Source organism: Acinetobacter baylyi DSM 14961 = CIP 107474 (assembly GCF_000368685.1).
In the GTDB taxonomy this organism is placed as follows: domain Bacteria; phylum Pseudomonadota; class Gammaproteobacteria; order Pseudomonadales; family Moraxellaceae; genus Acinetobacter; species Acinetobacter baylyi.
In genome coordinates, this window is record NZ_KB849628.1 from 294,015 (window position 1) to 313,441 (window position 19,427).

Below are 19,427 nucleotides of genomic sequence, written 5' to 3' on the forward strand. Positions count from 1 at the left end.
TTAAAATAATATACATAATGGTGTTTATATTACACAAATACTCTGACTTATGCTGCGGACAATGAGTGAACCTTCGGTCTTTTTGGGCTGATAATGAAGCTGTAGTGTGTGCGCAATTGCCAAATGAACTAAATTCACACCACTCATGAAAGTATGTGCAATGCCCCCCGATGGTCGAGAGTTTACCTCCAAGATATACAATTGCTGTTGATCATTATATCGAGCCTGCATATTCACTAGCCCGTCACAACCAAATAATGCAGCGACCTGATACGCCAGTTCAATCGCAGGATCTTCAAAAGTTAAGTTTTGACAACCATTTTTTTGCTTATAGCGTGCAATCGCACCATGTACCTGGCCATGTATGCACAACATATCGACTGAGCACTCCAATCCAGATAGAAATGGCATGACCAAATACACAGGCGGCTTTTCTAACTGTCGATAACTCTCAATAAAACTTTCAGGATGTGCCTTGAATCTCATGCTATTTGCAAATACATCAAATGAGTTTGCGCTAGGATCTAAATGCCAAAACCCTGAAGCAAAAACTCCTTTGGCAGGCTTGACACACACCTCACCTTTTTGTCGCCAGTCATGATATGCATCTTGTAATTGCTCGGCATTTTCAACAATGGTTGCTGGTGCAACCGCTAAGCTGTGATTCAAACAGATTTGAGTAAACAGGGATTTATCATTTAGTTGCTCGATTTGATCAAGCGTATCACAACCCGCCATGAGGCGAATGCCCAATTGTTCAAAGCGATGTTTTTCGGCTAGATAAATTGCAGCATGATGTCCAGCAATAATCAATTTGACATTTAAGCGCTGCGCCTGCTGTAAAACCCATTCCACTCGCTCTGAGAAAGGCGGTTCTTGTAAAGCAATATCGGCAACAGAGGTAATTTCAGGACGATCGTCTGCATGTGATGCCACCACATGAATTGGGAGATTAAAAGGCGCATTTTTTGCTGCCAAAATTAAATCACGTTGACAAGAATGCGCTTGGGTAAACCAAATCCCGATCGAGTTTTCTGCGATGTCCATCTGAGCAAGATCATTCACTATTTGCGTCATATACATTCCACTATTTGCACCACCACTAAGCGACCTCCATCTTGACGTGAAAGTAAAATTTGTTTTCCATCCAGCAATTCGATTTTTTCGCCAATTGGAATGGTTGTTTTAGTTGCCACATCCATGAGATCAGGCAGATTTTCGTTCACCAGCCACCACTGATTTTGGTGAAAAACAAAATAGCCAACACGTTTGGTTTGTTCTGCTGTTAGACGCTCGTTCGGTGCAATCAGATTATTGACATGCCACGGGTAAAGTGACTGCCCTGTCCACACCATTAAACGGTGATTATCGGGTCTAAAACTGCCTTCTCGGCGTGCCGAATAGAGGTTCAGTACAGGTAGCTTGCCTTTAAAGGCTGTGCCACAAAATGGACATACGGGTTTTATTGTATTATCAAATACATACCATTTTTGACCGCAATCACTATTTAAGCATGGCTGAATCAAATCCACCGTTTTAACCAAAGCGGTTTCCCAATCATTGGCTGAAGGCCGCTGCTGCGGTTGGTGCAAACCTGCCACAAAGCTTTGTAAAAATAGTTCCTTTAAATAAGGACCTGTCACGGTGAATGGAATTTTTTCTGGATCGGCCCACGGTAAAGCACTTGGACGTACCTGACTGACTTTTACCCGATTACTTGTGTCTGTTGGATGCTCAATAAATAGGGCATTCTCACCCATTGCCAGGTTTTCATCGCGCTGCGGATCATTCACATCATGAACTTTGCCACCACGCAACGGATGCCGATATAGCAAATACATGTAGATCAATACAGCCAAAGCGTGGCGATCGGTCATGATATTGGGGAGATTTCGCTGTGGGTCATCTTTTTTTAAATGATTGGTTTTTACCACTTCAGGTGCAATAAAATCAGGCGTTCCGACCACATCAGGCGGATATTTGCCAGGTACGACCAAACCATCCACATCAATTACACAGGCACTGCCAGTTACAGGATCAATCAAAATATTCTTATAGGATAAATCTGAATGCGCCAAACCTGCTGCGTGCATACGACGCACAGCACGGGCAATCAAAATACAAATTTTTAGATAATTCGCGAAATTACCTTTTTCTTTTTCATCTAAAAACCGATTTTGGTTATTGGCACTGGCAAACCATTTCCCTTCTTTTTCCTTACCCTTGATACCTAAAAAGTCATTATTTTTAGACCCATGTTCAAAGAAAAACTGTTTTTGGTAAGTGGGCGCGGTAATCCCCAATAAACCATTATATTCAATTAAACCATCAGGCCAGCAAAACACATTTTTCCAGTAATCACCCCCTGCACTGTTGAAAATACCCTGCCATTTATTGCCAACAATTTCCTTTAAGCGATCCTTCTGTCTTTCCAGCTCAGCATGTGACTGATAGAAATGGTTTTTTTCTTTACTAAAAAAGCACACCACATAAGATTTATCAGGCGAAAAATAGACATCTTTCATTGCTCCTGAGCCAATAACTTCATCAACGAATGCAACTGGCCGACCATCTAAAGTTTGGCATTGGATAATCTTAGTCATGGGCAAGACCCTCTACATTCACACTCACAGGCTTATTCCATAAAATCGCCAAAGTACGATCATCATGATGACCTGCACTAAAGAACTTTGACCATTCCAATAAAGCCTGATCTGGGCGTGGCTGTTGCAACTGTGGTTCAATTTCTTGCCATAATGCTTGCCATTTTTCATGGTTCGCGAGTCCCGCATCCGTTTCAAAGCGTGGATCGGAAATACCATCTGTCATTAAAATCACAGCTTCACAATCATCGTAATAGCCAATATTGACGCGACTAGCAAACTGCTGTGCAAAACTGCGATCTAAGAAACGGGTTTGTCCAGCAAACTCGCCACCATCAGGCTTACCCATTAAACGCACTTTATCTTTGGCATATACAGCAATGGCGCCATCACCCACCCAGAAAGTACTAATAAAGGTTTTTTGCTCACACTGTTTAACCACAGCCACCAATAAGGTCGTGGCATACGCCTTGGCTGCAACCTGCTTTAACTCGGCTTCCTGTTCAATAGCTTCAATGGCCGCTTGAGCTGTTTTATAGAAAGTATCGTGAAAATCTTTATAGATTTGCTGTGCAACAGACTTGGTCATTTCATCGTCACTGCCAACTTGCCATTGCTGCAATAAGCGATCCAGATGCGGATGATGCTGTTCGAGGTAATCCGTCAGCGTTTTGGCTGCGCTTTGCACCGCAAGTAAAGAACCTTGTCGAGAATAACTGGCACTGCCAGCGCCGTCTGCAACAATCAATATTGACCAATCGGTCTCTGCAACACGAGCAATCAGAAAGTCATCGTCACGAAAAGTGCCTGCGTGTTCATGTGAGCGTCCACGCTGGCTACAGGCCGCGAGGTTAAAATACTCAGTTTCAATAAGTTGATGGTCACTATGTGCTTTCTGATAAGGTGCATTGATATCAGGTTCATTGACCTGCCACAAACTACGCGGATCAGCGGTAATAATAAAGGTCACCTCACCCGAAGACCATGCTTGTGTGGCTTCGTTGTTTTTATACTGGAATGCCAGTTTAAATTCACCTGCTTGTAGCGGTATGCCCTGTAATTGTTGTGCTTGATCATCAAATACGATGCCTAAGTCTTCTGGAATTTTGATCGATTCAGAGCAAATCAGCACGTCCTCTTTGACTGGATATTGCATTTGGATACGTGCTTGATAGTCTTGCCCAACACGCGCATTGGGTATCTGAAAATGAGGCATTTTTTTCACCATTTTCACCTCATGATTTTGCTTTCCTGAGGGATTATTCTGATTGTGGTCGGTATTATTGGAGTCGATATTTGCGGTAGAACTCATTAATACCAAAGACGTTGTCGAGAGTGGCCCAGCAGTAAAGCCATCATTTATAAAAGATGGTTCAGTTGCTGCTTCAATAGGAGAAGAATAAAGCTCATCTAGAAAATCAAGCTGATCCACCGACTCCAATCCATCAGCCTCCGTGCTTGAAATAAGTGTCATTTGGATTTGATCGAATCGCTGTTGATTAGGTTCAGTACGATCAAGCCCAGCGCTGATAGAAGCATAAATTGGCAAGCGACCCTGCTCCAAGATGTGCTGTAATAAAGAATGCTGAAACGCTGATGACTGTTCTAATTGAAAGCCCATGAGCTCATAAATCTGTTCAGCCAAATCATGATAGGCATTATAAATTTTTTTATTTTTCAGTAAGTGATCAAAAGAATCACTATCCAGTAAAAGAGCGTTCTGTTGAGTTTGATCTTGTAACAGTTGCTTTAATGTATTTAAAAAAGCGGTCTGAACGTCAGGAGTCAAAGTTTGCGACATAGCTTTTCCTAGATCCAATTGTTAACCACGTCCTCGTTGCACATTGAAGCCGTCCATTCCACCATAATCAAAACTGACTTGGCGACGACACCATGGGCAAGTCACGTCCTCGCTAAAACCGTCATAACACATCAATTGGCCACAACCACACATGGCAAAAGCCGTTTCAGCCAAACAGTGTGGACATTCTGGAGTACCTTGTAATAGCGTGGTATTGACCTGCTGCTGATGTTGGGTTTGATCAGACCAGGTAAAATAATCCTCATCAATTTTGCAGCATTCGGTTAATTGAAAATGATATAAATTCAGGTTGATATTTAAATCTTGAGGTGCTTGATACTGAATTTCACGTTCAAATTTCATTAAATAAGGTCGATTCAGTTTGCCACAGCGCCCCACAAAAGTGACACAGTTTTCATCCACCAAGGTTTTCTTGGCAGGTAAATCCTTGACCAGACGCATATAACGCTCATCGATTGGCGGTAAATGATCTTGCTGCTGCCCATCCCCAATACTTTTACTTTGTGCAACCACAGAAGCACTAATCCATTGGAAAAACTTTTTAAAGTCTTTTTCATTCAACTCATCAAAAGCAATACAGTGCTCTGTTAATTGCTTGAGCGTTGCATAATCAACGTTTTTACCCATTCCTAATGCAATCAACGTACAGCGTCGTGCATATTTCTTTTGCCAACGGTAAATCGCATCTTTACATTCATCGGTCGGACGACCATCTGTAAATAAATATGCGATTGGCTTCCAATCCCCTTTGGTTTCTTCCGTTGTTTTCATCAAATGACGATCAAATTCATTCATCAAATGTTCTAAAGCTTTACCTAAATGTGTTCCACCACCCAAAGGTAATTTCGTGGAATAATAAGCAAACACTTCAACCAACGGAACTAAGGTTCGAACAATCCCTGCAAAGGCAATAACAGAAACATAGACGGTTTCCAGGGCATATGGATCTTGACGTAATTTTTGCATAATCAACTGGATGCCTTGTTGCATCTGTTGAATATTTTGTCCCGCCATCGACTCAGAACAATCCAATACGAAAAAAACAGGTAAACGGCGCATCTTCTAATTATCCTTAATGTGTCTTTATTTTATTTACAACACCAATTGCACTTCTGGCGGCGGCGGCGGCAATGAAACAGAGCCTGAAATCCCCGCACTACTACTTCCCACCACGACACTGGCAGACACCCACTTAAAGAATCCTGCAAAAGAGGCCGCATCCATGGTATCCAATACCACCACTTTATCGGTAAGTTGCAGGAGATGTTCCTGTTTGGCTTTGGGCCCAGCGGCACAAGCAACAATACTGGCAAAATTTAACTGCTGTATGACAGGAATCGCCTGCTGGTAAGCATAGACATCTGAAGGAGAACCATCGGTCATTACAAATAATAATGGACGCCAATCGCCTTTAACTTCATCCGTACTTTTTTGTAAATGCTGAGCAACTTGCTCAGCCAGCAACTCAAGTGCAGCGCCCATAAAAGTTGCGCCTGCACTCGGCACATCGATATTGGCAAGCTGTACTTGATCCAAAGGTGTTAAAGGCAAATAAACCTTCGCCTCTAGATCAAAGGTAATAATGCTTAAATGCACACTCTCCAATGCATAAGGGTCTTGGCGCAATGCACTCAACATAGACTGCAAGCCAACATTCACAGAATGAATTGGCTCACCTCGCATCGATCCTGAAGTATCTAATAAAATATAAACGGGTAAACGGCGCATGTTGTTCTAAACCTGTTTTTAGCCGAAAATTAAATTTTTAAGCGTATTGTTTTAACCATTCTACAAATGAATCAGATTGGGATGCCTGTCCTACGGCATTAAATTTCCATCCTGTCGATTCACGAACAAGTTCAGCAAAGAGTAATGAGCGCTGTTGATCATATTGTCCAGTGCCCGACAAATCGAAACGCACCATTTCTTTACCAGTTGCATCGACTGCACGAATAAATGCATTTTTGACTTGACCAAAATGTTGATTATTTTCAGTAGCCTTATAAATTTGTACTACAAAAACGACTTTTTGGTATTGTTGCCCTAGGTCATTGAGCTTCACGATAATTTGTTCATCATCGCCATCACCCGCCCCAGTACGATTATCACCCGTTAACCAGATATGTCCAGAAGAATGCTTTTGATTATTAAAAAAGATAACATCACTATTTTCTAAAGTGGCATTACCGTGCGCATCCCGCCCCAGATTATTAACCTTGCCATTACTCCCCACAAGGAATGCAATCACATCCAGATCATATTCAGCGCTATTACCACCAAATAATCCACCCAGAAAACCTTTTTTCTGTTCCTGAATATCCCAGCCTAAACCAATCGTTACTTGAGATAAATTATTTTCAGTTTTACTTAAACTAATTCCTTGACCTTTATTTAAACTCACTGCCATGGTTTTATCCTCTTATTTAATCTTTGTTTTACTTTTATAGTACGATGTTAACTTCAGGCGGTGGTGGTGGTAAATCGCCTAAACCCGAGACTTCTTTTTGTCCTGCATCCACTTTCTGGCTGCCTGTTGAAATACTTGCAGAGACCCACTTAAAGAATGCTTTAATTGTATTTGAATCTGCCGTTGCCAACTCAACAACTACTTCAGTGATTTGTTTTAAAATTGAAGTATCGGCGCCATGTCCCGCTGCACAGGCCACGATTACTCCTGTCTTCACTTGTTGTAAACGCTGCAAACCCTTTCGCCAATCATCTGTGGGTACCCCATCAGTCATAATGAAAATTAATGGTTTCCAATCGCCTTTGACATCAACTGTGGTTTTTGCTACTTCCTGTTCAATTTTATCGGCTAACAGTGCCAAAGCACCACCCAATGCAGTAGTCCCTGTGACCTGCAAATCTGGCGCCTGGAAAACAGCCAACTCAGTTAAAGGGACTAACTGTTTGGCTTGGCTATCAAAACTAATTAAAGATAAATAAGCCGTTTCCAGCGCATAAGGATCTTGACGTAAAGTCGAAAGTAAAATTTGTACCCCATTTTTTACAGCTTCTATAGGTTCACCATGCATAGAGCCTGAGGTATCAAGTAATAAATAAACTGGTAAGCGACGCATTATTTTTTTCCATAATTTATATTATTAATAGTCGTATCATTTTTACCATATTTTTCTTTACTGAACCATATTAAAATAGACCGAACTGTATAGTTTTTTTGACATCAAATTTCAATTTAATTTTTTAAAAAAATAATTTATTTTTCATCTTATAAATAAAAATATACCAAATCCAAATATGAATTAATTTATAACTATTCTTTGGAGCGAGAAACATACAAGCCTATAGGTACTCTAAAGAGATACATAAACCTTTAAAAATATTTAAAATCAGTAGCTTAAACAAAAACCCATCTAGAAAAATTTGTATGATGTCCAATACTCACTTTAAACTCTTGTATAAATATAAATCTTGTTTATGGTCAGTTTTTTAGATGATTTTTCATGCTTGGTCGATGTCGATACAATCGCTAATGTTTATGAACACACCCTAGCTGTTAATTGATTGGAATACCCCTATATTAAACACAGATTTTAATTAAATATTTACAAAAATAGGCCCGTAAGCCTATTCTAAAAATAATAGTATTTACTTCAATTGAATATTCTGTAATTGACCATCAAAAGTATTTAATAAGTCTTTGACCACAGGATTTTGCTGAAGCAAATCAATCGCACGCTGGAAAGCCTTTTCTTTACGCTCTATTTGTTTGATATAAGGCGTAATTTCATTTACTTTTCCATATTTCACCGTAAATTGTGTATTCGGCCAGCGCGATTTAACCTCAGATTCAAGTGCATGTTGGAGCTGTGACAACATTCCCTCATATTGTTGAGGAATATTAAAAGTACATATGCCATCAATATTTCCAGACATTAATCCATATTGAGCCAACTCCTGAACGGCAGGTGAAAGTTGACTCGTTCTAAACCAGTATTCCCATTTTTCTAGTGTCCACTCACCTTCTAGCTCTTGCTCTGCAAGCTTAAGAATATCCTGAGGCATGACTTCAAGATCATTTGCGGCAGATGTAACTTGAACTTTATGTTCATTGGTATCAATAGAAAGATCAATTAATGGTGTACTTTCATCATCAGCTAATGCGTCCAAAGAACTCTCTTCTGAAGAGCTGTCAGATATAGGTTGAGTAACTTGATGAGGTTCAGGCTGGTAAGTGTCAGCTTGCTCAACTCGCTCCGCAGGCAAAGCGATATGTTGATGATTAGCAATTTGTCTTTCTTCCTCGACAGGAAAAAATGGCATATCTTGAGCCGCTAAAACAACAGCAGTCTTGTTTTGTTCAATTCCGACAATATCATCTGAATTGGCATTAAAAACCAGGATATTTTCTTGCTCGGCTTCAACTACTGCTGAGGAAACATCTTTATTCTGACGAGTCTTAGCAGTCTGGCAATCATCTGTAGTATGATTTACAACCTGTTCTGCTTCAAAAGATTCGGCCTCTTGAGAAATGACAGAAATAACGACACTTCCCTCCAAATCGGGTTCAATACGATTGTTTGTGTGTTGAAGTTCTGAACGAGAGGATGAGTCCGTTTCTGAATCAGCAGCAGGCGGAAGTTGATTGATTTGTAATTCTGACGGTTGAGAAGATGCATGTACTGTTACCTCATCAATTGAAAGAGGTCGAAATGCCAACAATCTAAGCACGCACATTTCAAAACCTTGCTCTTGAGTCACTGACAGCTGTAATTCAGAACGACCTTTACAGGCGATCTGATAATAAAGCTGTAAATCCTGAGCAGAAACGATCTTTGCTAACTTAAGAATTTTTTGATTGATTTCTTCGCTATATTTTAAGCTGAGTTCAGGCAGATATTGTAATAGTGCCAGCTCATGCAAGGTTGAAATCAATTGATCAAGTACCAGAGATACATCTAAGGCCTGCTGACGAAATTGCATCAACAATTGACTGACTCTGGCAGTCTGATTTTGATGAATCGCTAAAATCAAATCATAAATAATGGTTCGATCAATCAGACCTAGCATTTCTTTAACATCTTGATGATGGACTGCCCCTTGTCCATAGGCAATCGCCTGATCTGTCAAAGACAAAGCATCACGCAAAGAACCTTGAGCCGATTCAGCAATCTGCCAAATCGCGTCTTTATCCGCTTCTATTTGCTCTTTAGCTAAAATAGTCGTTAGATGAGAAGTGATTTCATCTACAGCAAGTGGGCGCAAGGTAAATTGTAAACAACGAGATATTACCGTGATCGGAAGCTTTTGCGGATCGGTGGTGGCAAACAAAAACTTAACATGCTCAGGCGGCTCTTCAAGCGTTTTGAGTAACGCATTGAATGAGTGCGTCGAAAGCATATGTACTTCATCGATCAGATAGACTTTAAAGCGACCTTGGGTGGGTGCATAAGGTACATTGTCTAATAACTCGCGTGTATCTTCGACTTTGGTTCGTGAAGCTGCATCAATCTCAATTAAATCAATAAAGCGACCTTCATTCACAGCTTTACAGGTTGCACAAACTTCACACGGCGTTGAGGTAATTCCTGTCTCACAATTTAGACATTTCGCCAAAATACGGGCAATGGTCGTTTTACCAACACCGCGTGTTCCTGTAAACAAATAGGCATGATGCAAACGACCACGTTCCAATGCACTGGTCAGTGCTCTTGATACATGATTTTGCCCAACCAGCTCAATAAAATTTCGTGGTCGATATTTTCTTGCCAATACTTGATACATGAATGCTCCTTGTTACCCGCATAAGCATACTGTCTTTTTGATGATTAGTGAATGAATAAGCACATGATCATTTTCAGGTTGTCTTAAACACAACCATTTTAGCTACATCCAAAACAGTTTTTATTGCTTTTGCATTACCAGCTATACCGATTTACGTCTATTCCCATCTGTTTGATTTGACAATGCCCACCAGACAAATACAGATAGAATCAGAAACATTGATCCCGCAATACCCAGCACAACACTATGAGACTGTGTAAAGGCGATGGATGCTGCATCTAGCAGATGATGCGCCAGTGAGGGATCTAATTGGCGACTGAGCTGAACCGCCTCTCCTACCGAAGAACTTGCTGTTCCAATCAAATCTGAGGGTAAATGAGTTGGAACCAGTATTGATCTTGCATAGAAAAATGACAACAGTAATCCAAATATAGCAATTCCCAATCCTGCGCCGAGCTCATAAGCCATTCCTTCAATTGCTCCCGCTGCTGTCGCTTTGTGTGGAGGAACCGCAGACATAATGGCTGCTGTTGAAGATAACAACGCAATTTCAACACTTACCCCCATGATTGCCATCCACGACCATGCCTGTAAATGCTGTGTATCAAAATGGGTGGTTGCCAACCCAAAAAAGCTTACAGCACACATCAGCATACCCAAAGTTGCAACGGGTTTTAATCCAAAACGGTTCATCAAAAAACTGGCAAATGGCCCACCAATACTGATTGCAATCATAAACGGTAAAATAAACAAGCCTGCTTCTAAAGGCGTATATCCATAAACAAACTGCAATTCCTGTGACAGCAATAACTCAAAACCGACAAGTGCAATCATTGCGACCATCGCCATAATGATACTGGTGGAAATCACAGGATGCTTAAATAAATTAAAATCAATCATAGGACTTGTGCTTGTCAGTTGATGTCGTACAAATCCAATCAACATTCCCAATCCAACAATAAATAACAAAATCATCATGATACTAAAATCATGCATGGCGGTTTTAATTGCATAAGTCACCAATAGAATTGCAGTGACCAATACCAAAGCTTGCGTTAAATTCAATGCTTGCTGACGATCAGATTTTTGTTGAGGCACAATCCAAGCAGTTAAAACAATCACCACTAAAATAATGGGAACATTAATCAAAAACACGGTTCCCCATGAAAAATGTTCAAGAATAAATCCACCCAGTAACGGACCAAAAGCTGCACCACCACCGCCCACAGTTCCCCATATTCCAAGTGCATAATTACGTTGTTTTTCATCCAGAAAAGTATGACGTAGCCCTGCTAGTGTTGCGGGCAATATCATGGCTGCACCCAATCCTAAAAATGCTCGGGCAATAATCAAGAGCAAGGCTGAATTTGCAAATGCCGCCATGAATGAAGCGCCTCCAAAAATACTGGCTCCAACCAGCATTAAACGCTTAAATCCTATTCGGTCACCAAGTGCTCCCATGGGCAATATTAAACCAGCCATGACCAATGAATAAATATCAATCACCCACAACATTTGGTTTGCACTTAAAGAAAGTGAAGCACTCAATGTCGGAATAGCGACATGCAAAACAGTCGCATCAATTGAAACTGGTAAATAGATTAAAACGATGATCGCCAAGACCATCCATTTACGGTACATAACACACCCAAATTAAAGTTGGACACTTGTTCAAGTTGAGGACATTATATTCAAACTTGAACAGATGTCCAACTTTGTTTAATATGTCTTCTGTAATTGAGGTAGACTGATAATGAACTATCTAAATCGTGAACAGCGTCGTGCCATGATTATTGATGCAGCTAAAGAAGTTGCTTTACAAGACGGATTGAATGGTTTGACGGTAAGGCGTATTGCTACAGAGGCGCAAGTCTCTACAGGACAAGTGCATCATCATTTTCAATCCAGCTCTCATTTAAAAGCAGAAGTATTTATCGAACTGATGGATCAACTCACTGAAGTTGAAAAACAAATGCAAACATCTAACAGTTTTGAAAGATTATCGTTACTACTCGGTTTTGAAAATCTGGAGCAGACACAACCTTATCTTCGATTATGGAATGAAGCTGAAGTATTGATTGATCAGGATATCGAGATTAAAAGAGCTTACAATATCACGATGGAACGTTGGCATAGCACGTTGGTGAATGCAATTGAGCAAGGAATGGAAAATCACGAGTTTTCGCTTCCTTTACACAGTCCAATTAAAGACATCGCATGGCGACTCATCGCTTTTGTGTGCGGCATGGAAGGTATTTATCAACTCGGTTTAAATGGTCTCGACGCGCATTCTTTCAAACATCATGTCGAGATCATGCTAGATATGGAGTTGAGACCTAAAACGCGTTAGAACCAACCTTTACCTCCTTTTATAATCTGGTCTGCACATCGCAAAGTCTCTTGAGTTAACCCCCAAAGCCGATAATCGCCTGTGATCGACCCAATTTGAAAATTATGTGTATATGCAAAGCTCAAATCGCGTTCAGGATCGCACCATGCACCAGAGCCGTTATAGCCAATATGCCCAAAGCCATGTTTGGCACGTTTTCCCAGAGTAATAATACGATGATAACCTAGACGCCAATGCATCGGGATGGGCATGACTTTGTCTCGGGAAAAACTTTGAATCTTGGAAAGCTCCTGAAATATTTCAGGTTTAATGATGACCTTTCCGTTCCATTGTCCTTGCTTTGCCAGCATCGCATAGATTTTGCTTAGGCTATTTGCAGTAAAAACGCCATTTGCAGCAGGAATCACGGCCTGCAAGCCTTCATCACTAAAAAAACTAAAATTACGCATTCCTTTGGGAATCATCGCATCTTGAAAATCTTGAGGATCCTGCCCTGTCCAAGCAATCAATTTGTCTTTGAATGAAGGTTGATGGGTCTTTTTAGCTTTGGGTTGTTGCTGATCTGCTTTGGCTTCATTCCTTGTCGTAATAAGCCTTGCTACTCGAGACAACTCCGAACTTGGTACACCAAAATAAGCACCATCCAATTGTAAAGGTTGTACTAAATACGTCTGCATCAGCTCGGATAAATGGCGACCCGTCGCTTTCTCTAACACTCCTCCAACCAGCCAACCGAATGTCAGTGCCTGATAAGCATTGCTCTGACCAATATCAAATCGAGGTGAGGTCGTTTCAAATACTTCTAACATATGCTGCCAGTCCAGCATTTCACGCGCATCTTTAATAATATTTCGAATATCATATAAACCGCTTTGATGACTTAAAATATGTCTTAGCGTCATCTTTTGTTTTTGATGTTGTGCAAATTCGGGCCAGTAATGTGCAATAGGCACATCATATTCAATCAAGCCGTCACTCACCAAAATATGGGCCAGTGTCGCCAATACACCTTTGCCTGTAGAATAACAAACTGACAGGGTTTGATCATTCCATTGTTCTGTTTCTGATTTTTTTCCTGTAAAAATATCAAGCACTTTTTGCCCTTGAAAATAAACCACAAGTACAGCGCCACCCTGCTCAGTTCTTGCATCCTGCAAACGACTGAATTGCTCGGCCAAATCTATAAATCGCTCATCTACGGAGCCATGATAGTTACGCGTATCACCAAATAAGACTTCCGTTAAAGCGTTCATATGCGTTCCTTTTTTGTTTTATGTAAAAAAGCCCAACGAATCGGGCTTTAAAGATTTTTATTTATAGTGCTTTTACCACGCCAGAAACGTGTGGTTTCTGTGATTTTGCATTACGAATCAGAAAATCTGTTTCTTTAGATTGTTCAGCAGTCAAAAATTCTACTTTAGATGGCAAGTACATTGGCAATTTAAACCATACATCCGCTTCATATGCATCTGGCAATACAATATTTGCCAATGCTTTCGCCTTACTCCACATCCCGTGTGCAATCGCTTGCTTAAAACCAAATGCTTTGGCTGTAATCGCATGAATGTGAATCAAGTTATAGTCGCCTGAAGTTTTGGCATAACGGCGTCCAGTATTTTCAGCGACATCCCAAACTTGTTGAACCTGATAATCTGGTGTTTTATTTTCCTTTGGCTTCTCTGCTGAAACTTGTTCAGTTTTCTGGCGTGATAAATAAGTGGTTATTCCCTCCATCACGATATCATTGCCAACTTTCGCTGTTGTGATGAAATCAAATTGTAGCCCTTTATCATGAGGTTTTAGCTCACCAAATTGACATGAAAGTGTCAATGTTTCATTGACAGCAATTTTACGAATCTGCTTAATCTGATTACGGATATGGACCAACCCTAGTACAGGAAACGGAAAGGCCTCTGTGGTCATCATATGCATTTGCAGACTTTGAGAAAGTACAGCCAGATAGATTGCAGGAATAAAACCATCATTCTGAAAACCACACACTTCATTATAATCACGTAAATGTTGCTGATCGATCTGAAATGAATCTACTACATATTCAACTTGAGGTAATATTTTTGAACCTTTTGGCTTTTTAAAAACCAAACCTTGAATGACTTTTGGATAAGCCAGATAAGGTTTTGGAAGTTGACTAAAATGACGAGTATTCATAACGAACCTTCTAATTAAAATCTATTGTTGTTTCATTTAAAAACAAAAGGGATGTCTTATCACATCCCTTTGTTGATCAGTATCATGCACCAAGTAGACTTTGTCCACAAACTCGCACTACATTTCCATTGATACCCGTAGATCCTGTTGCAGCAAACCAAGAAATCGTTTCAGCAACATCTACAGGCAAGCCACCCTGATTCATTGAATTCATACGACGCCCCGCTTCACGAATTGCAAAAGGAATCGCGGCTGTCATTTGCGTTTCAATGAAACCTGGCGCAACAGCATTAATCGTAATACCATTTTTAAGGATTGGCGCAGTAAATTTAACCAGACCAATTACACCTGCTTTCGACACGGCGTAATTGGTTTGACCAAGATTGCCTGCAATACCACTAATTGAAGATACACAAACAATTCGACCATTGGTATTTAAACCATCATTGGCAAGCAAGTAATCATTAATGCGTTCAGCAGCGCTCAAGTTAATATTGATGACAAGATCCCAAAGCTCAGACTTCATATTTGCCAAAGTTTTGTCACGGGTAATACCTGCATTATGCACAATGATATCCAGACCACCTTGTTTTGCTGCAGCAGCTTTAATCTTCTCACCTGCATCGGCAGCCGTAATATCAAGACCTAAAGCCGAACCACCAATCTCTGATGCAACACGGTCAAGATCTACCTGTTGTTGAGGTACATCCAGACAAATTACATGCGCGCCATCACGTGCCAAAACATGTGCAATCGCTTCTCCAATACCACGACTTGCACCAGTGACCAATGCCGTTTTACCCGCAAGAGGCTTATCCCAATCCACTTGAACGACTTCTGCTTTGGATACACGAATCACCTGCCCAGAGACATAAGCCGAACGAGGTGATAATAAAAATCTTAATGTCGACTCAATATTATTGACTGCCCCTTCATCAACATAAACGACTTGCGCTGTAATCCCTTTTTTAAACTCTTTACCTACAGACTTGATAAAACCTTCAAGCGCACGCTGGGCAATTGCCTGTTTGACTGTTTTAGCAGATTCAGGACTGGTTCCTAAAACAATGACACGACCAGAGCTTTCAATCTGACGAACAATCGGATTAAAAAATTTATATAGCTCATCAAGTTGTTCTGAGTTTTGAATACCAGAAGCATCAAAAACAACTGCCTTGAATTTGGATTCTTTATCGCCAGAGTTAAATGCACGTAAATTCAAGCCCACCTGAGCAGCCGCTTGTTGAATCTCAGCATTATTACCCGCATAGCTATCTGCATGAATATTACTTAACACCTGTGCAATCCCAGATGTAAGTGAACTTGATGGTGCTGCACCCATCAGTACAGCGCCTTTAATTACTGGCTGACCACTTTCAAAACGATCTAATACCACTGGTGATGGTAAGCCCAAATTTTTAACAACAAACTTTCCGATTGGGGATTGTGTAAATGCTTGGTATTGATCAATCATCTTAATCATCTCTTAATGCAAATTAATGTTTTGAACATGTTGTCAAGCCACGCATTCAACAGATTTATGTTGTAAAGGTGTTAGCTCGATAGTCATGTGGATTGAATAAAATAATACTTGAGTTAATCTGGATATGTGTTGACCTGAATACAATCTAGAATGTCATTCTAGTCAATACAGGTCTATTTTAATTATGTTAATGTACCGTTAATAACATCATAAACATGCTTGGAAAAGCCTTATGAGTAAACCAACTCAAGATAATCCTTCAGTTGACAATAACACTGAGGATAAAGTGTCAAATACATCAAAGCGTACACCCCGTACTACAAAAAGTACAGCTTCAGGTACCCCCAAATCTACAGCTACAACTGCCGCAAAATCACCACGTACCCGTAGTACCACTACACGTACAAAAACGACAGCAGCCAGTAAAACTTCAACTGTCAAAGCCAATACTCCAGCCAAAACTCAACCTTCTGTTCAACAGGATAAAAACATGAGTCAAAATACTACTCGTCGTGTCGCCATCATTGGTGGTAATCGTATTCCGTTTGCCCGTTCTAATGGTGCGTATTTTAAAGCCTCAAACATGGATATGCTCACCGCAGCACTGAATGGACTGGTTGAGCGTTATAATTTACAAGACAAACGTCTTGGCGAAGTTGTTGCTGGCGCTGTGCTTAAACACAGCCGTGATTTTAATATGACTCGCGAGTGTGTTTTAAACACCAAACTTGCTCCTGAAACCCCAGCTTATGACTTACAACAGGCTTGTGGAACAGGTTTACAAGCAGCGTTTGCCGTTGCGAATAAAATTGCACTAGGTCAAATTGATGTAGGTATAGCAGGTGGTGTAGATACCACATCTGATGCCCCGATTGCTTTTGGTGACGGTCTGCGTAAAGCATTACTTGAGTTGAATATTGCCAAAACAGGTAAAGACCGTTTAAAAGCATTAACAAAAATTAATCTTAAAGACCTGATGGATGCGCCTAAAAATGGCGAACCACGTACTGGGCTTTCAATGGGTGATCATGCTGCAATTACCGCACTTGAGTGGAATATTGGTCGTAAAGAACAAGATGAACTGGCTGCTTCTTCTCACCACAAAATGGCAAAAGCCTACGAAGAAGGTTTCTTCAATGATTTGATTACACCTTTTATGGGACTAGAACGGGATAACAATTTACGTCCTGATTCTTCAGTCGAAAAACTTGCCAAGCTTAAGCCTGTATTTGGTAAAGGCGAAAATGCAACAATGACTGCTGGCAACTCGACTCCACTCACTGATGGTGCATCAGTTGTACTCCTTGCATCTGAAGAATGGGCAAAAGCGAATGGTCATGAGGTTCTGGCTTATTTAAGTTTCTCTGAAACCGCGGCTGTCGACTTTGTTGGTAAAAAAGAAGGCTTACTCATGGCTCCAGCGTATGCGGTTCCTCGTATGCTTGAGCGCGCTGGCCTTAAATTACAGGATTTTGATTATTATGAAATCCATGAAGCTTTTGCATCGCAAGTGCTTGCTACACTTAAGGCCTGGGAAGATCCTAAATTCTGTAAAGAGCGCCTAGGTTTAGATGCACCTTTAGGTGCGATTGATCGCTCAAAACTTAATATTTATGGCTCATCTCTTGCTGCGGGTCATCCTTTTGCTGCAACTGGCGGTCGTATTCTTGCCACTGCTGCCAAAATCCTGAATGCAAAAGGTTCAGGTCGTATTCTGGTTTCGATCTGTGCCGCTGGTGGTCAAGGCGTTGTCGCGATTGTAGAAAAATAAGTTATTCAGTTCTGAAAATAAAAAACAGCGCTTTCAAAGCGCTGTTTTTTATGAATGACGCGGCGTATAACCTAAACGTTTTTCAATCGTGTCATAACACCACTGGAAAATAAAGGTGTACACCAAAATACACATGGTTAGACCAAAATCTAGAACGATCGCTTGCCAAAGACTCATGTTCATTGCATAAGCAACCATAGGAATAGTGACAAGCATAAGCCCGCCTTCAAATCCAATCGCATGCAAGATACGAATTTTCACTGTCCTTTCAAGCTGATGCTTACGCTCGAATTTTTCAAAAAAATGATTAAAGATCATGTTCCAGAATACAGAAGTCACAGCCATAACGATACCTAGCGTACCTGTGACTTCCAAAGGAACATCAAAAATAAAACTTAACGCAATTGCTATGATAACCAACAGGATCACTTCATAGCTAAGCGCATGAATCATCCGCCTTTTGGAAATCAACATTTTAAAACACTCTTTTATTTGGATAAGATGCATTTTATTTTTATAATACTGATAAATCTAATTAGGTTCTTTCAAAATTTTTGATAGATGAATATTAATCAAGAACAACTCATAATTTTTCAGACTGTTATGGAAACAGGCTCTTTCTCCGCTGCAGCACGAAAGCTGGGAAAAGTCCCTTCGGCTGTTAGCATGTCTATTGCCAATCTTGAAATTGATCTCGATCTCAAGCTTTTTGAACGTAAAGGCCGTGAACCAGTACCCACTGCTCAAGCCACGGTACTCCACGAAAAAACAGCCCAATTGCTTATCGAGATGAATCAATGGAAACAACAAGCCTACGCCTTGAGTACGGGGCTAGAATCTTCTTTAAATATTGTTATTGTTTCGGAGTTATTACATACAAACTGGGTAGATTATATTCGTTTGGTGGAGCAAAAATTTCCTAGCCTACACATCAATATTATGTCGGCCCCTCAAGAAGATGCTTTAAGCATGTTGTTAGACCAAAGTGCACAACTCGCATGGATGTTTGAGCGTGAGCAACTCGATCATCGCGAGCAGTTTGTTGAAATTAAGAAGGAAGCTTTACTTACCGTTGCTGCAAATGACCATTTTTTAGCACAGCTTGATCAGGTCAATTTCAAGCATTTGCTTCAAGCCAGACAAATTGTTGTTGCGAGTCGTGACAACAATATAAAACCAGAGTTACTATTTTCCAGACATTATTGGCGTACCGATAACCATCATTCAGCATGCATGATGATCTTGGGTGGTCTAGGTTGGGGCGTGTTACCCGCTGAAATGTTTAATCAAAATCCAAAACTATCTAAACAATTGAAAGTTTTAAATGTATTGGATTTCACTCCAAAACTTGAATACTTTATTGATTTGGTATGGAGTCGTGAGAGTAATCTTGGAGCAGCGGCACTATTTCTTATCAATCACTTACAGATGCAGAGAAAACAACCAAACACTTAAATTACGCTTGGGTTCCAGCTAGATTATGC

Annotated in this window: 16 protein-coding genes; 3 read left to right on the forward strand and 13 right to left on the reverse strand. The window is 40.5% G+C overall.

Annotated features, from left to right (window positions below):
* Positions 1–24: 24 nt before the first annotated feature.
* The 9 genes from F952_RS10795 to F952_RS10835 all read right to left on the reverse strand — a co-directional run bounded on the left by F952_RS10795 (position 25) and on the right by F952_RS10835 (position 11,811).
* A complete protein-coding gene (locus F952_RS10795; protein ID WP_004927256.1) occupies positions 25–1,077 on the reverse strand; it encodes an ATP-grasp domain-containing protein in 1,053 nt (350 codons plus the stop codon).
* Positions 1,074–2,603, reverse strand: coding sequence for a helix-hairpin-helix domain-containing protein (locus F952_RS10800; RefSeq protein ID WP_004927257.1), 1,530 nt, complete (start codon positions 2,601–2,603; stop codon positions 1,074–1,076). Before F952_RS10800 ends, F952_RS10795 begins: the two co-directional genes overlap by 4 nt.
* Positions 2,596–4,404: a PP2C family serine/threonine-protein phosphatase gene (locus F952_RS10805; protein ID WP_004927259.1), complete on the reverse strand. Its 1,809-nt coding sequence runs from the start codon at positions 4,402–4,404 to the stop codon at positions 2,596–2,598. Before F952_RS10805 ends, F952_RS10800 begins: the two co-directional genes overlap by 8 nt.
* A 21-nt stretch (positions 4,405–4,425) precedes the next feature.
* On the reverse strand, positions 4,426–5,484 hold the full coding sequence (locus F952_RS10810; RefSeq protein ID WP_004927261.1) for a TerY-C metal binding domain-containing protein: 1,059 nt from the start codon (positions 5,482–5,484) through the stop codon (positions 4,426–4,428).
* Between the two features lie 33 nt (positions 5,485–5,517).
* A complete protein-coding gene (locus F952_RS10815; RefSeq protein WP_004927265.1) occupies positions 5,518–6,153 on the reverse strand; it encodes a vWA domain-containing protein in 636 nt (211 codons plus the stop codon).
* A 37-nt stretch (positions 6,154–6,190) separates the two neighbouring features.
* Entirely contained in the window at positions 6,191–6,832 is a 642-nt protein-coding gene (locus F952_RS10820; protein WP_004927267.1) for a TerD family protein, read from the reverse strand.
* A 34-nt stretch (positions 6,833–6,866) separates the two neighbouring features.
* Entirely contained in the window at positions 6,867–7,505 is a 639-nt protein-coding gene (locus F952_RS10825) for a vWA domain-containing protein (protein ID WP_004927270.1), read from the reverse strand.
* Positions 7,506–8,034: 529 nt separating this feature from the next.
* On the reverse strand, positions 8,035–10,170 hold the full coding sequence (locus F952_RS10830; RefSeq protein ID WP_004927274.1) for a DNA polymerase III subunit gamma/tau: 2,136 nt from the start codon (positions 10,168–10,170) through the stop codon (positions 8,035–8,037).
* A 141-nt stretch (positions 10,171–10,311) separates the two neighbouring features.
* Positions 10,312–11,811, reverse strand: coding sequence for an MFS transporter (locus F952_RS10835; protein ID WP_004927276.1), 1,500 nt, complete (start codon positions 11,809–11,811; stop codon positions 10,312–10,314).
* A 112-nt stretch (positions 11,812–11,923) separates the two neighbouring features.
* On the opposite strand from F952_RS10835, the gene F952_RS10840 reads away from it, so the two are divergent.
* Entirely contained in the window at positions 11,924–12,520 is a 597-nt protein-coding gene (locus tag F952_RS10840; protein WP_004927278.1) for a TetR family transcriptional regulator, read from the forward strand.
* Here the strand turns inward: F952_RS10840 and F952_RS10845 are convergent.
* The 3 genes from F952_RS10845 to F952_RS10855 all read right to left on the reverse strand — a co-directional run bounded on the left by F952_RS10845 (position 12,517) and on the right by F952_RS10855 (position 16,163).
* Entirely contained in the window at positions 12,517–13,773 is a 1,257-nt protein-coding gene (locus F952_RS10845; RefSeq protein ID WP_004927280.1) for a serine hydrolase domain-containing protein, read from the reverse strand. The genes F952_RS10840 and F952_RS10845 overlap by 4 nt on opposite strands.
* A 61-nt stretch (positions 13,774–13,834) precedes the next feature.
* Positions 13,835–14,689 (reverse strand): MaoC/PaaZ C-terminal domain-containing protein, encoded by an 855-nt coding sequence (locus F952_RS10850; RefSeq protein ID WP_004927283.1) that lies wholly within the window; start codon positions 14,687–14,689, stop codon positions 13,835–13,837.
* A gap of 82 nt (positions 14,690–14,771) precedes the next feature.
* Positions 14,772–16,163: a 3-oxoacyl-ACP reductase gene (locus F952_RS10855; protein ID WP_004927286.1), complete on the reverse strand. Its 1,392-nt coding sequence runs from the start codon at positions 16,161–16,163 to the stop codon at positions 14,772–14,774.
* A 241-nt stretch (positions 16,164–16,404) separates the two neighbouring features.
* Between F952_RS10855 and F952_RS10860 the strand changes: the two genes are divergently transcribed.
* On the forward strand, positions 16,405–17,943 hold the full coding sequence (locus tag F952_RS10860; RefSeq protein WP_004927289.1) for an acetyl-CoA C-acetyltransferase: 1,539 nt from the start codon (positions 16,405–16,407) through the stop codon (positions 17,941–17,943).
* A gap of 48 nt (positions 17,944–17,991) precedes the next feature.
* Here F952_RS10860 and aceI read toward each other — a convergent pair whose 3' ends face one another.
* Positions 17,992–18,417, reverse strand: coding sequence for a chlorhexidine efflux PACE transporter AceI (gene aceI, locus F952_RS10865; RefSeq protein WP_004927292.1), 426 nt, complete (start codon positions 18,415–18,417; stop codon positions 17,992–17,994).
* An 87-nt stretch (positions 18,418–18,504) separates the two neighbouring features.
* Here aceI and aceR point away from each other — a divergent pair, with 87 nt between their 5' ends.
* Positions 18,505–19,398 (forward strand): HTH-type transcriptional regulator AceR, encoded by an 894-nt coding sequence (gene aceR / locus F952_RS10870; protein ID WP_004927294.1) that lies wholly within the window; start codon positions 18,505–18,507, stop codon positions 19,396–19,398.
* Positions 19,399–19,427: the final 29 nt, after the last annotated feature.